Source organism: Amycolatopsis sp. NPDC003865, assembly GCF_053605345.1.
This window is the reverse complement of record NZ_JBSGJA010000001.1, coordinates 844,979-858,425: the sequence shown is the minus strand read 5'-3', so window position 1 is coordinate 858,425 and position 13,447 is coordinate 844,979. Positions and strand designations below refer to the sequence as shown.

General features: G+C 67.6%; 11 protein-coding genes and 1 pseudogene. 6 read left to right on the top strand and 6 right to left on the bottom strand.

Annotated elements, in window-relative coordinates; all coding sequences use genetic code 11:
* Positions 1 to 267 precede the first annotated feature (267 nt).
* Together ACWEVP_RS03750 and ACWEVP_RS03745 are read left to right on the top strand one after the other, a co-directional pair.
* Complete coding sequence (locus tag ACWEVP_RS03750; RefSeq protein WP_452061092.1) at positions 268 to 750, top strand: MaoC/PaaZ C-terminal domain-containing protein; 483 nt, start codon at positions 268 to 270, stop codon at positions 748 to 750.
* Between the two features lie 22 nt (positions 751 to 772).
* Positions 773 to 1,447: pseudogene (locus ACWEVP_RS03745) on the top strand (LLM class flavin-dependent oxidoreductase); the annotation flags it as partial.
* On the opposite strand, the gene ACWEVP_RS03740 reads toward ACWEVP_RS03745, so the two are convergent.
* Complete coding sequence (locus tag ACWEVP_RS03740) at positions 1,444 to 3,774, bottom strand: molybdopterin-dependent oxidoreductase (RefSeq protein ID WP_452061091.1); 2,331 nt, start codon at positions 3,772 to 3,774, stop codon at positions 1,444 to 1,446. The pseudogene ACWEVP_RS03745 and the gene ACWEVP_RS03740 overlap by 4 nt on opposite strands.
* Before the next feature lie 157 nt (positions 3,775 to 3,931).
* Between ACWEVP_RS03740 and ACWEVP_RS03735 the strand changes: the two genes are divergently transcribed.
* Positions 3,932 to 4,174: a hypothetical protein gene (locus ACWEVP_RS03735; RefSeq protein ID WP_452061090.1), complete on the top strand. Its 243-nt coding sequence runs from the start codon at positions 3,932 to 3,934 to the stop codon at positions 4,172 to 4,174.
* A gap of 110 nt (positions 4,175 to 4,284) precedes the next feature.
* The gene (locus tag ACWEVP_RS03730; RefSeq protein ID WP_452061313.1) at positions 4,285 to 5,268 is read left to right on the top strand and encodes an ABC transporter substrate-binding protein; all 984 of its coding nucleotides are present in this window, start codon (positions 4,285 to 4,287) and stop codon (positions 5,266 to 5,268) included.
* Between the two features lie 13 nt (positions 5,269 to 5,281).
* On the opposite strand, the gene ACWEVP_RS03725 is transcribed toward ACWEVP_RS03730, so the two are convergent.
* Entirely contained in the window at positions 5,282 to 5,845 is a 564-nt protein-coding gene (locus ACWEVP_RS03725) for a 3,4-dihydroxy-2-butanone-4-phosphate synthase (RefSeq protein WP_452061089.1), read from the bottom strand.
* 12 nt (positions 5,846 to 5,857) lie between these two features.
* Positions 5,858 to 7,450 (bottom strand): carboxylesterase/lipase family protein, encoded by a 1,593-nt coding sequence (locus ACWEVP_RS03720; protein WP_452061088.1) that lies wholly within the window; start codon positions 7,448 to 7,450, stop codon positions 5,858 to 5,860.
* Positions 7,451 to 7,764: 314 nt separating this feature from the next.
* Here ACWEVP_RS03720 and ACWEVP_RS03715 point away from each other — a divergent pair, with 314 nt between their 5' ends.
* Both ACWEVP_RS03715 and ACWEVP_RS03710 read left to right on the top strand, forming a co-directional pair.
* Positions 7,765 to 9,084, top strand: a complete 1,320-nt coding sequence (locus tag ACWEVP_RS03715) for an NtaA/DmoA family FMN-dependent monooxygenase (RefSeq protein ID WP_452061087.1) — start codon at positions 7,765 to 7,767, stop codon at positions 9,082 to 9,084.
* Between the two features lies 1 nt (position 9,085).
* The gene (locus ACWEVP_RS03710) at positions 9,086 to 10,906 is read left to right on the top strand and encodes a flavin-containing monooxygenase (RefSeq protein ID WP_452061086.1); all 1,821 of its coding nucleotides are present in this window, start codon (positions 9,086 to 9,088) and stop codon (positions 10,904 to 10,906) included.
* Positions 10,907 to 11,025: 119 nt separating this feature from the next.
* On the opposite strand, the gene ACWEVP_RS03705 is transcribed toward ACWEVP_RS03710, so the two are convergent.
* From ACWEVP_RS03705 to ACWEVP_RS03695, 3 genes are read right to left on the bottom strand one after another with little or no spacing between them, the layout of a single operon-like run.
* Complete coding sequence (locus tag ACWEVP_RS03705) at positions 11,026 to 11,568, bottom strand: TetR family transcriptional regulator (RefSeq protein ID WP_452061085.1); 543 nt, start codon at positions 11,566 to 11,568, stop codon at positions 11,026 to 11,028.
* Positions 11,565 to 12,770 (bottom strand): NAD(P)/FAD-dependent oxidoreductase, encoded by a 1,206-nt coding sequence (locus tag ACWEVP_RS03700; protein WP_452061084.1) that lies wholly within the window; start codon positions 12,768 to 12,770, stop codon positions 11,565 to 11,567. Before ACWEVP_RS03700 ends, ACWEVP_RS03705 begins: the two co-directional genes overlap by 4 nt.
* A 34-nt stretch (positions 12,771 to 12,804) precedes the next feature.
* A complete protein-coding gene (locus tag ACWEVP_RS03695; RefSeq protein WP_452061083.1) occupies positions 12,805 to 13,431 on the bottom strand; it encodes a TetR/AcrR family transcriptional regulator in 627 nt (208 codons plus the stop codon).
* Between the last annotated feature and the right edge of the window lie 16 nt (positions 13,432 to 13,447).

Sequence of the window (13,447 nt, the reverse complement as noted above, 5' to 3'; positions counted from 1 at the left end):
CCGAAGGCGCGCGCACCCCGAGGAGGTCGATCACCCAGGGCCAAGGAAGTGGCCGGCGTCGACCGTCTCGGCGGAGCGGTTCGGCGACGGCGGGCTCGCCGAGTGCGAAGCGCTCAAGGGACTGGACTATCGGCTGAAGCGGACGGATTCGTGAGGATTCCGGGCGACGAGGCGCCGGTTCGGGGAACGGCCAATGGCCGGAGCACGGCCGCGGGAGCACAGTTGTGGAGTCTCCACCGGGAGCAAGGCGAAGGGGCGGAAATCACCATGACGATCGAGCAGGCACCGGCGAAGACTTCGAGCGGCCTGTACTTCGACGAGTTCGAGCCGGGCATGACCTGGACGACGCCGGCGCGAACCATCACCGAAGCCGACCTGGCCGCGTTCGCCGGGCTGTCCGGCGATTACAATCCGCTGCACACCGACGAGGAGTTCGCGAAGACCACACAGTTCGGCGGCCGCATCTTCCACGGTCCCGGCGTCTTCGCGGTCGCGACCGGCCTGGAGTCGCGGCTGGGGATCAAGGACGGCACCGCGCTCGCGTTCCTGGGCATGACCTGGAACCTCAAGGACGTGGTCCGGCCCGGTGACACCATCCGGGTGCGGCAGGCGGTCGCCGTGGTGAAGGCGTCGGCCTCGAAGCCCGACCGCGGGATCGTCACCTTCGACGTCCAGGTGCTCAACCATCGTGACGTCGTCTGCCAGGAAGGGCAGTGGGTCGTGATGTTCAAGCGGCGGACCGCGGCGTAGCCCGAAGTCCTCACGCACGCCCACCCTGACCTCGATGACAGCCGCCGGCCCCGACTACGTTTCGGGCGGCCGGTTCACCCCGGGGTGGGAGCCAGTGGTCCGCAGGTTGTCGGAGGCTTTCACGGCATCAGTACGACGCCCCCTGGGGTGCACCAGCGAAGTCATCGAGATCTGCCGCAAGGTCTGGCGCCGTGAGCCTCTGGACTACGACGGCAATCGTTACCGCGTGCCGTTGAGGAAGGAGAACGGAGGCTCCGGGCTGGGCAGGCGGCTGAAGATCATCAACCACCCGGTGCGCACGGAGCTCCCGGTCTCGGTCGCAGCGCTCGGCATCAGAAACGTCGCGAGCTCGATATCCGACTCCAGGTCCACGTCCGCCTCGGTGAGCCGCCGCCGGAGGCGGTGCAAGGTGCGTAACCAGTTCGCGCGGCCGTGCTGCGGGACCTGGTGGATGTGGTCACTGATGGGCGACGAGGATTCGATCCGCAGCCAAGTGACGGAGTTTCCCGCCTCGCGGGTACGGACGTTCCTCCTCAACCCGCTTGCGGGGTATCCGGCAGAGCGCGTGGAGCAGGTCCGCGCCCTGGCCGGCATCGTCGCCCGGGAGATCGCGGAAGAACAGCCTGAGGACGCCTCATCCGGGAGCGTCGGCTCCCGGGACAAGACATACTGCCGCGGCAGCACCCGCGCCGGCTAATCGGCATTGGCGGTGACAGGGCCGTTTCCGACGAGCGGTGGCGGCTTGTCGACGGCCAGCGGCGGCACCGGTTCTTCCCAGCGCTCCACTTCGACGAGGGTGTGCTGGGCCGTGGTGCCCTGGGAAAGGCTCGACGAGGGAAGGTCCGGGCTCAGGACGTTCGGGTTGCCATGCCGGCAGAAGGAGGGATCGGCCGGATCAGGGTCGTACCACGCGCCGGTCGACAGCTGCACGACGCCGGGCCGCAGCGCGTCGGACACGATCAGCCCGGCCAGGCAGGAGCCGCGCTGGTTCCGGATCCGGATGACGTCGCCGGAACGGAGGCCGCGGGTGGCGGCGTCGGCCGGGTGCATCCTCGCGGGCTCCCGCCCGTGGATCTTGCTTTCCTGGCTCGTGGCACCGATGTCGAGCTGACTGTGCAGCCGCGTCGCGGGCTGATTGGAGATCAGGTGCAACGGGTACGCGCGATCACCGCCGCCGAGCCACTCGCGAGGCTCCAGCCAGACGGGGTGGCCGGGACAGTCCGCGTAGCCGAAGGACTCGATGCGTTCGGAGAACAGCTCGATGCGGCCCGACGGCGTGGCGAGCGGGTTCCGCACCGGGTCGGCGCGGAACGGTGAATGCAGCACCTGTCGCGCGTCGGTAACCGGGATCGAGATGTGGTCGCTGCGCCAGAATTCCTCGAAGGACGGAACGTCGTGGCCCCGGTCGGCGAGGCGCCCGCGCCAGCCGGTGTAGAGATGGCGTAACCAGTCCTCGACCGACCGTCCTTCGGTGAACCTACCGCCGAGGTCGAGCCGCTGCTCGAGTCCGGCGAAGATCGCGTAGTCGTCCTTCGCTTCGCCGGCGGGCTCGGTCAGTGCGGGCATGGGGAAGAACAGTGGGTCGTTGCGGCCGGCGCCGAAGTCGTCGCGTTCGATCGACATCGTCGCCGGGAGGACGATGTCCGCGTGGCGGGCCGTGCTGGTCCAGAACTGTTCGTGGACCACAACCGTCGCGGGCCTGGTGAAAGCCCTGCGGAGCTTCGCCAGATCCTGGTGGTGGTGGAACGGGTTGCCGCCGACCCAGTAGACCAGTTCGATCCGGGGCAGCGTCATTTCCTTGCCGTTGAAGGGAATCACCGCGCCGGGTTCGAGCAGCATGTCCGCGATGCGTGCCACCGGGATGAACTCCGGCTCCCGGTTGACGCCCTGGGGCAGCGCCGGCGGATTGAGCACCCGGTCGGCCAGGCCGACGTCGGCGGACGAGCCGTAGCCGTGCTGAAACCCGCCGCCGGGAAGCCCGATCTGGCCGAGCATGGCGGCGAGGGTGACGCCGAGCCAGATCGGCTGCTCGCCGTGGTGTTGCCGCTGCATGGACCAGCTGAGGTTGATCATGGTCCGCGACCGGCCCATCCGCCGGGCGAGATCGACGATCGTCCGCGTGGGCACATCGCTGATGCGGGCGGCCCATTCCGGAGACTTGGGCTCGCCGTCGTGTGTTCCGCGAACGTAGTCGATGAAGCGTTCGTAACCGACGGTGTGCGTGGCCAGAAAGTCGTGGTCCACCAGGTTTTCCGCGTCGATGACGTAGGCGAGTGCCAGCATCAGCGCGGCATCCGAGCCCGGCCGGGGAGCGATCCACCAGGTTTGGGCCTCGGGAAACGCGTCGTCGCGAATCGGGGTCACGTCGACGAACCGGCAACCGGCATCGTGAGCTCGCCGGATCGCCGCGCGGGTGTCGTGCCGCCCGATTCCGCCGGGGCCGATCGCGGTGTTCTTGTGCGACAGACCGCCGAAGGAGACGAACAGCTCGGTGTGGTCGCGGATCACCTCCCACGTGGTCGCCCCGGCCATGATGTCCTTCGCGGATCCGATTACGTGGGGCAGCAGAATTCCCGAGGTGCCGTAGCTGTAGTCACCGACCGCCGAGACGTAGCCGCCGAGGCAGTTGAGGAACCGGTGAAGCTGGCTTTGCCCGTGGTGGAACCGGCCGGCGCTCGACCACCCGTAGGACCCGCCGTAGACGCCGGAGGAACCGTGGGCCGAGTAGACCCGGCGCAGCTCGGCGCTGAGCAGGTCGAGTGCCTGGTCCCAGCTGACCTCGACGAACGGCTCGTCGCCCCGCCCGCGTCCGCCGGGGCCGTGCTCGAGCCACCCGCGGCGGACCGCGGGCCGCGTGACTCGGGTCGGGTGGTGCTGACTGCCGGCGACGTTGTGGATGATGCGCCGCGGGTCGGGATCGCCGTCCCAGCCGGTGACGGCCGACAACGACCTGCCGTCGGATTCGGCCTCGAGCACGCCGAAGTGCGTCAGGTGGTGGGACCTCGTCGTGGGGCGGATGTGCACCCTTCACAGGGAACCGCACCAGGGCGGCCGGCGCACTGTGGGGAAGTACAGGAAGCGCGGGTGCCGGCTGTCGGATGTCCAACGCGGTGGTGTCCGGCTGAAGCGGCGTGCTGCGTCGTGCGCCGGTCGGACACGGACACCTGCGCGAAGCCCGACCGTGCTCGCTGAAGCCCGATCGGACGCCTGGGCGGTCGCCGCGCATCTCGGGTTCACCGATGCCGCGAACTTCGGCCGTTACTCGTGGGAATACACCGGCCTCATCCCGGTCGCCTTCGCGGCTTCGCCGTCCAGCGGACCACCAGCTCGGTCAGCCGCACGACATCTCATCTACACCATCGATGCATTGACATTCGATGATAAGCGAGAAGTTCGTGGGCCTGAAAAACGCTCACTCGCTTGACGATGCTCAACCGTCAAGCATAACGTCCCGGCCGCTGAATCGGTACTGTGTCAACCGTACCCTTGGAAAGGGAATTTCTTTTGTCGGGAAGCTTTGCCGGCCGCGTATGGGTGCGCCGGATCGTGTCGGATGTCGTTGTTGTGATCGCGCTATTGGCGGCAGTAAGCGGTTGCCGGATCCTGGGATCGGACGACGCGAGCGCGCCGTCGGGCGGATCCGGTGTCGAGAAATCGAAGATCAGAGTGTCGATCCAGCCACTCACCGATCTCGGTCCTTTCTGGCTCGCCCAAGACGCGGGCTACTTCAAGGCCGAGGGGCTTGACGTCGAGACGGTCATGGCCGCAAGCGGGCAGGCCTCGACGGCGAACGTCGTCTCGGGAGCGGTTGACATCGCGTTCTCCAGCTATGTCTCGTTGTTCACCGCGAAGGGCAGTGCGGATCTCCTGCTGGTATCCGATGCGACTTCGGTCAGTCCGAACAGCAATGCCATCGTGGTGGGACCCAACTCGCCCGCGAAGACCTTAAGTGGCTTGGCCGGGCGGAAAGTCGCGATCACCGCCAAAAACACCGCATCGGACGTGCTCACGAAATCGGTGATGAGTGACCACCGTGTTCCCTACGACTCGGTGATCTGGGTTGAGCTGCCTTTTCCGCAGGTGGCGGCCGCGCTGCGGCAAGGCCGGGTCGATGCGGCCTACGTCGCGGAACCCTACGTCACCATCGCGGCCGACGAGGCCGACGCGATTCCCGTCATCGACATCGGCTCCGGAGCCACCCAGGATTTCCCGCTGGCGGGGTACGGGGCGACGAAGAAGTGGGTGCACGACAACCCGAGGACGCTCGCTGCTTTCCAGCGCGCGATGAAGAAAGCCACTCTCGACGCCGCCGGCGACCGTTCGAAGGTGGAGCCTCTGCTGGTGAAGCACGCGAAGATCAACGAGACGGTAGCGAAGCTGCTCTCGATGCCTGCCTTCGGCTCGACGCTGGACGCTCGTCGCATTCAGCGTGTGCCCGACCTGTTGCTGCGGATGGGTGTGATCACCGCACCGGTGGATGCGGCGAGGCGGATCGCTCCACAGCAGGATCCGCGGTGACCGTCGCCGGCGATCAGACCACGATGACGGCGAGACCGTGTTCGGCGGCGAATTCTCCGAGCTCGTCCCCCTGCGCCATGCGTGATGGATCGATCCGGGACACCAGGGTGCTGTACCCCGCTGCCGGCGGGTGACCGGATCGCCGCACCAGCTCGATCGCTGTCTCGGCCACGCCACCGCGTCCGCCCGTGCCCGCTTCCACTGGGACGACGTGTCCGGGACGGGTGAAGTCGGCGGGGGACGAGTGCGGCGCGGCGAGTGCGGCGATCGTCCTCGCGCGGTCGGTGGCCGAGATGCCGGTGCCCGGCCCCCGGAGGTCGACCGTCACCCGCTGCGCGGGATCACCCCGGTAGTGCATCGGCGGGAGGTCCAGCCGGAGACAGTCTTCGACGGTGAGGGCGACCCGCACGAAACCGGCGGTGTGGCGCACGGTGAAGGCCAGCAGTTCGGGCGACGCGAGGGCCGCGGCGAAGACCAGGTGGCCTTCGCGGCCGTCGGCGACGACGACGGGTTCTCCCACGGCGAGCGCGGCGATGGCCGCGCCGAGTTCGGGACGAGTGGGTGAGTGAGTGATCATGCTGGTCTCCCGTCACCACAACGCGCAGTGGTGGTCGGTGGTGAATGTGGCGAAGGGGGCAGTCCGGTTCGGTGCCAGGCGCTGTACCGGCGATGAGGTCTGGGTGACGGCCGGCCATTCGGGCCGCCCAGCACCGTTGGGGTTGCCGGTCGCGGCGAACGTGGTCCAGTAGCCGATCAGCTGCTTCGAGAGTCGTTTCTGGGCGTCGTCGAGGACGATAGGAGTTCCTTGCAGACTGGAGGTCAGATACATGACGTCCGAGCCGTGGTAGGCCTTGAACTGCCACAGCAGATCGAGGGACAGAGGCGGCGTGACCGGTGCGGTGGTGTCGGCGAATTCGTAGTGGTACAGCGGCTGGTCTGAGCCCCGAACCTCGGCGACCACTTTGTTCGCGGCGCAGGAGAAGCCGCCGTCGGTGATCACGTCGGATATTGCCGTATCGGCGTCGATCGGGCTCAACGGCGGGTAGGTGGACTCGAGCGCGGCCGTGCTGGCACCGGCAAGTAGCCGGATGTGTTGTCGCAGCTCCTCGACGTTCGACGCGCGCAGTTTTCCGAAGTGGAATTCGAGCGATACGAATAACCGGCCCTCGTCCCGTGTGCTGCCCGTGATCAGAGGGACGTGGTGGTACCGGCCGGCGGCCAAGGCGTCTGCGATGGGCTCTTGGATCACGGTCCCGTCGATGGTCGGTGTCCAGGTCAGGTCGCCGATGGCGAGGCTGCTGCCTTGCGCGTTCACCAGGTCCGTCGTTGTCATGCTGCGCAGGCAGGCGAGACGGGTTGCGCTGTCCCGGCAGCCGGCCTTGTCGGCGAACGCCGATGAGCGGGTGTACGCGGTGGCGGCGGGTGTCGGTCCGAGGTTGGTGCCGATGCATCCTCCGCTCTGCGAGATCGCTTTGTCGAACAGCCCGGACGCGCTGGGGGAGATCAACTGCGTGCAGACGCTGTGGCCTCCCGCTGACTGGCCGAAGAGGGTGATGTTGCGGGGATTTCCGCCGAATGCGGCGATGTTGCGCCTTACCCACTTGAGGGCGGCTTGCTGATCGAGGATCCCGTAGTTGCCGGTGGTGCCGGATTCGGAAATCAGTTCCGGTAGGCCGAGGAAGCCGAGCGCGCCGAGGCGGTAGTTGATGCTGACCACGATGACCTTGCCCATGGTGACCACGGGGCTCAAATCGAACGCGGACGCCGAGGCGGAAGTGTAGGCACCGCCGTGGATCCACACCATGACCGGGAGGTTGCGGGACTCGGGCTCCGGCGGGGTGCGGACGTCGAGCACCAGGCAGTCTTCGTCGGTGTCCGATGCGAGCGTCTGGGGGCAGGCCGGTTGCGGAAGGGTCGCATCTCGCACTCCGGTCCACGGCGCCACCGCCTGGGGCGGGCGGAAACGGAGGTCGCCGGTCGGTGGCGCCGCGTAGGGAATGTCGGAGAAGTGCCGTCCGCCGGAGTCGGCCTGACCGCGGAGTGTCCCGTCGGAGATCGTAACGACGGTGCCGTCGTCGGTCGCCGCGGCCGGTGTGATCGTCGTTGACGCGAGGAGAAGGGCCAGGGCGGTGGCGCGTACCCCGGCGCTTCGAGCACGGCGAAGTGTCCCGTTGCGTCGCATGGCGTCTCCTTTGACCGCTGCCGAGTCGGGTGATCGGACGCTAGGTGCCGGTGTTCGGCCACGTCAAGCAGGTGAGTGTTCCGGGGCCGACATCGCGAGGAAGTTGGCGCCAGGTATCAAAAACGGTCATGGTGCGCCCACTGACGACGACGTCGAGACTCAGGTTTTTGAATCAACCAGTTGACTCAAAATGCCGCTGGGTGTTCACTGCTGTGACGTGGCGTTGCCCACGTTGGCCGGTACACCGGGGTGCCTGTCCCCGGTCTGGTGCGACACGAACACCGCAGTGATGCACGGACCAAGGAAGAGAACCGATGTCGGATCGACGCTACCTCCACCTGAACCTGGTGGGGAACGACCTGAACCTCCACCAAGGTGCCCTCGCCTACGAGCGGGCGCAGACCGGACGGCCGCATCAGGACGCTTTCACGCGCCTGATGGAGTACGGGAAACTCGCCGACGAGGGCCTGTTCACCGCGGTGTTTCTCGGGGACGTTCCCGGTGCGGTGAACTCGCCCGCTCCCGACGGGGGTCCCGCCGAGCCGATCACCGCGTTGACCGCCATGGCGGGTGTGACGCGGCACGTGGGACTGATCGCGACGGCTTCGACGACGTTCTACGACCCGTACACGCTGGCTCGTCTGCTCGCTTCCCTGGACCAGGCTTCGGATGGGCGCGCCGGGTTCAACGCCGTGACGACCGCGGGCGACCACTTCGCCTTGGCCTACGGGTTGAAGGCGCACCCGGATCGAGAGACCCGGTACCGGCGCGCGGACGAGTTCCTCGATGTCGTGACCGCCTTGTGGGAGAACCGTGAGCTGCGCACCGATCCGGACGGTGTGACCCGGTTCTACGCGACCCAGATGAAGCACGAAGGCGAGCTGTTCCGTGTCGAAGGAGCACTGAACGTCGCTCCGAGCCGGCAAGGGCGCCCGCTGATCGCGCAGGCCGGGGGATCCGGACCAGGCATCGCGGTGGCGGCGAAGCACGCGGAGATGGTCTTCACCAACGCCACGACGCGTGAGGGAGCCGCAGCCTACCGGGCCGACCTCGACAAGGCCTTGCTCAAGGCCGGACGTCCGGCCGGCAGCGTCCCGGCGATTCCCGGCTTCATCCCGTTCGTCGGCCGCACCGCTGCCGAGGCCGAAGAGAAGATGCGCGCTCTCGACGACTACGTCGACTGGGAAATGTTGGCGCCCTTCGCACTCGGGCAGTTCGGCATCTTCCTCTCCTTCGACGACGTGAACGAGCCGTTCCCAGTCAACGTGCTGCCCAAGCCCGAGGACGTGGAGAAGACCATCACGAGTACCTTCGGCAACTACGTGGGGCTGTACAACTGGATCCACGAGCGTCCGGGTGTGACGGTGCGCGACGTGACAGCGCACGCGATCGGCCGTGGTGGCGCTACCCACCGCAAGTTCGTCGGATCCTACGACGAGATCGTCGACGACTTCGCCCTGTGGTTCGAAGACGGCGCGGTGGGCGGCTTCAACCTCATGTTCCCGGTCGGCCCGCTGTCGATCCGGGAGTTCATCGACGAAGTCGTGCCGCGTCTGGTCGACCGCGGTATTCACCGGCCCGACCCCGACGACCGGCCGCTGCGCGAGCGCTTCGGCGGGACGGGGAGTCGCTGACATGACGGTTACCGCGCCGGGGCCTCAGCCCGAGGGATACGACCCGGACTGGGTTCGCGCCAAGTACGCCTACGAACGCGCGAAGCGGCTCCGCGCCGACGGGGTCGACCAGTTCGTCGAAGTCACCGCGGAGTTCTCGCACTACGCCGATGATCCTTACACCGATCGAGTCGACCGTGAGCCGGTCGACGACGAGGTGCAGGTGCTCATCATCGGTGCCGGGCTGGGTGGGCTGCTGGCCGCGGTACGCCTGCAGGAGGCCGGGTTCTCCGACATCCGCCTCCTCGACAAGGCGGGTGACGTCGGTGGTACCTGGTACTGGAACCGCTATCCTGGCATCCAGTGCGACATCGAGTCCTACATCTACCTGCCGCTGCTGGAAGAGCTGGGTTATATGCCTACCCAGCGCTACGCCTTCGGAGCCGAGATTCGCGAGCACCTCCGGGCGATCGCACAGCACTACGGCCTGTACCAGGACGCTCTGTTCCAGACCGGCGTCACCGGGATGACGTGGGACGAAACGGCCAAGAAGTGGATCGTTTCAACGGACCGGGGCGACCGCATCACCGCCGCGGTGGTGGCGGTCTCGCCAGGGTCTTTGCATCGGCCCAAGCTCCCTGGTATCCCCGGCATCAACGAGTTCCGCGGCCACACCTTCCACACCAGCCGCTGGGACTACGGCTACACCGGTGGGAGCGAGGCCGGAGACCTCACCGGGCTGCACGACAAGGCCGTCGGCATCATCGGCACCGGTGCCACCGGCCTCCAAGTGGTGCCGCACCTCGGCCGCTCGGCCCGGCAGCTCTACGTTTTCCAGCGCACGCCGAACGCCGTCGACGTCAGGGACAACCGCCCCACCGATCCCGGGTGGGCGGCGAAACTCGAGCCAGGCTGGCAGCGTCGGCGCATGGAGAACTTCACTCGCGTGACGGCGGGTGCCGAACTCGAGCTGGACCTCGTCGGTGACGGTTGGACCGAGGTCTCGTTCGAGCTGACGGCCGCCGCGGTGATGAAGGAGATGGCCCGGCGCGACGGTGCCATGACGATGGAGGACATCTTCGATTTCCTCTATGAGCAGGACTACCACTCGATGCAACGGGTCCGCGACCGCATCGACTCGATCGTCGTCGACAAGGCGACCGCGCAGGCCCTCAAGCCCTGGTACAAGCGATTGTGCAAGCGGCTCGGTTTCCACGACGAATACCTCCAGACCTTCAACCGCGACAACGTCGAGCTCGTCGACACCGACGGCCGGGGTATCGAGCGGCTGACCGAGGACGGCGTCGTCGTCGGCGGAGTCGAGTACAAAGTGGACGCGTTGATCTTCGCCACCGGGTACGAGGTCGGCACCGGCTACACCCGCCGGACGGGCTTCGACATCATCGGCCGGGACGGCCTGCGGCTGTCGGACAAGTGGAAGAACGGACCCCGCACGTTCCACGGCCTGCAATCCCACGGCTTCCCCAACTGCTTCTTCCTCGGCTATACCCAGACCGGCATCGCGCACAACTACACCCACACCGCCGAGGAGCGGGCCCGGCACCTGGCCTACTTGCTCGAGCAGTGGGCGGCCAGGGGAGCCGGCACCATCGAAGCCGATCCGGCCGCCGAGGACGCGTGGGTGGCGACCATGCACGAGCTCTCCGTCGCGGCGATCGACTTCTTCCGGGACTGCACCCCCAGTTACCTGGACACCGAGGGGGATCACGAGAATCCCGACAGCCTCCTTTCGGCCGGCTACGGAGCCGGTCCGGTCCAGTTCTTCGAGCTGCTGGAGAAGTGGCGGTCGACAGGTGAGCTGGACGGAGTGACGATCGTCTAGCGGATCAGGCCGGGCCGGTCGCCTTCGGACGCGCTCGCGGACGTCGGCGACCGGCACTCCGTCCGCTGACCCGAAACTACGGTCGTGTTCGCCAGCAGCTCTTCGCCGAGTTCAGCATGTCAACGGTGTTCGGCGCGTGGTAGACCCGCGAGTTCCGCCAGCGGTTCGAGCAGGGCTTGCTCCCGTGCCGATGCGAGTGGCTGTAGTCCCGCCGAGCGCAGGAGCGCGACTCCGATCGCGGCAGCGAGGAGCAGCTGGGCCGGCAGGACGTACTTCTCCCCATCGTCGCCGGTCTGCTGCGCCGACTCCGCGGACAACGCTGTTCCGAAGGCGCGCAGCCCCGCGAGCCGGATGCGGTTGGCCCGCTCGGTGCCGGGGTGGTGGGCGAGCAACAGCAAGTGCTGGTGGTCACCGAGGAGAAGCTCCGCCGCTCGGCTGCCGGATTCGTCGAGCACGCGCGCGGTACCCCTGGCCAAGCAAGCGCTGAACAACCCCTCCTTCGAACCGAAGTAGCGGTTGATGAGGGCAACGTTCGCGCCGGCGGCGTCGGCGATGTCCCGCACGGAAGTGCTCGCGTAGCCGTCGCGGGCGAAGAGAAGCGCAGCGGCACTCAGCAGCCGAGTTCGGGTGCTTGCCGCGTCGCGACGCGGGGCGATCGTCACGAAACCGGGTCGAGCAGGCCGTCGACGACGTCTTGCCGATGTAGCCGGGTCTGCTTGGGCATGTTCCAGCCCAGCACTCCGGTGACACGCCCGCCCTGGCGGTATTGGACGACGAATCGCCGGTCGGAAGGATTTCCTTCGACGATGGCTGTCTCTGCGGTACCTCCGACAAATCCGTGCACTTGCAGCTTCGCGTTGTACTGGTCAGTCCAGAAGTAGGGCACCGGTGTGTAAGGCCGGTCTTCGCCCAGGATGTTCGCAGCGACCGCCGCCGCTTGTTCGATCGCGTTGGTCCGGTTCTCCAGCCGGAGCAGACCGCCGAGCTGTTCGTGGTGCCATCGCGCGACGTCCCCGACCGCGTAGATGCCTTCGGAGGCCCGGCACTGGGAGTCGCAGATGATGCCGTTGCCCAGTTCGAGACCGCTGTCGGCGAGCCAGTCCGTTACCGGGACCGCCCCGATCGCGACGACTACCACGTCGGCGGGCAGGAGTTCGCCGGTGTCGAGCCGCACCCCGGATACCCGGCCATCGTTGCCGGTCAGGTCGCTGACCCCGGTGCCCAGGCGCAACGCGACGCCGTGCTCCAGGTGCAGCTTCGCCAGGTGGGCGCCGACCATGGGCCCGACCTGAAGCGTCATCGGCGCCGGTTGCGGACCGGCGATGGTTACTTCCAGGCCCATACCCCGGGCAGTGGCGGCTATTTCGGCGCCCAGCACGCCCTCGCCGACGACGACGAGCCGATTCGACCTGAGGAGGTCGCGACGCAGAGCCGCGGAATTCTCGAGAGTCCGCAGGACGTGCACCCCGGCCAGGGTCGGCTGGCCCGGCAGCGTGCGGGGACGAACTCCGGTCGCCAGGACGACCGCGTCGGCGGTGAGGTCACGCCCACCGGCGGTTTCGATCGTCCGGCTTTCGCTGTGCAGGCGCACCGCCGCGTCCGCCAGGATGAATTCGGCGTCGAGCGCGACCAGCGCGGCCGCGGAACGGAGTGCGGCGCGCTCGGGCTCCCAGGTGCCGGCCAGGACCTGTTTGGACAGCGGCGGCCGGTCGTAGGGCAGGTGCGGTTCGGCGCCGAGCACGGTCACCCAGCCGAGGAAGCCCCCGCGGCGGAGAGCCTCCACTGTGGACAAGCCGGCGGCCGAGGCGCCGACGACGAGGACACTCTGGGGCAGGCCGGTTCCCTCGGTGGTGCCGGGTGTCATGCTCGAACCTCTTTCGTTTGGGGCGAAACGCCGTTCACGAGCATCCGCTCACCGGTGCCAGCCAGATCCCGACGATGGCGTCGACCAGGCCGTCGGCCGCCTCGTCCCAGCCGACGCGCGGGGCGAGCCCTTCTTCGGCGAGTACTTGCTCTCGTTCGGCGAGCATGTGCACCAGGAGTTGACGAGCCATGTTGTGCCGCCCGGCACGGATGGCCGGTGGCAGGTCTGCGACGCAGGCGTCAAGACCTTCCACGGTTCGGATCAGTGCCGGCGAGTTCATGGCGTCCGCCGTCATGAACTCGCGGTAAGCCGGGCTAGTGGTGATCTGCGTGGCGAACCGGCCGAACCAGCTGGGGACCCCCAAGCTCGCGAGGTGGCGGCTGACCGGGCGGACCAGGCAGGTCACCCATTCGCGAAGCCCGGGACTGTCGCCGACTGCGGCGACCTGCCCGGCCCGCAGCCGCTCGACGGCCTCGTTGTGCCTGATCACGATCGCTCGCACGAGTTCGGTCTTCGAGCCGAAGTGGTAGCCCACCGCCGCGTTGTTCCCCTGGCCCGCGGCTTCGCTGATCTGGCGGTTGGACACGGCCTCGATGCCGAATTCGGCGAACAACCGCTCCGCCGTGAGCAGGATCGACTCCCGGGTGGCGTTACTGCGCACAGAGCGGGATGTCCGG

Excerpts from the sequence above, each read along its gene's own strand:
- ACWEVP_RS03750 (WP_452061092.1), top strand. The coding sequence starts at position 268 with ATGACGATCGAGCAGGCACCGGCGAAGACTTCGAGCGGCCTGTACTTC.
- ACWEVP_RS03725 (WP_452061089.1), bottom strand. The coding sequence starts at position 5,845 with ATGATCACTCACTCACCCACTCGTCCCGAACTCGGCGCGGCCATCGCC.
- ACWEVP_RS03720 (WP_452061088.1), bottom strand. The coding sequence starts at position 7,450 with ATGCGACGCAACGGGACACTTCGCCGTGCTCGAAGCGCCGGGGTACGC.
- ACWEVP_RS03715 (WP_452061087.1), top strand. The coding sequence starts at position 7,765 with ATGTCGGATCGACGCTACCTCCACCTGAACCTGGTGGGGAACGACCTG.
- ACWEVP_RS03710 (WP_452061086.1), top strand. The coding sequence starts at position 9,086 with ATGACGGTTACCGCGCCGGGGCCTCAGCCCGAGGGATACGACCCGGAC.
- ACWEVP_RS03700 (WP_452061084.1), bottom strand. The coding sequence starts at position 12,770 with ATGACACCCGGCACCACCGAGGGAACCGGCCTGCCCCAGAGTGTCCTC.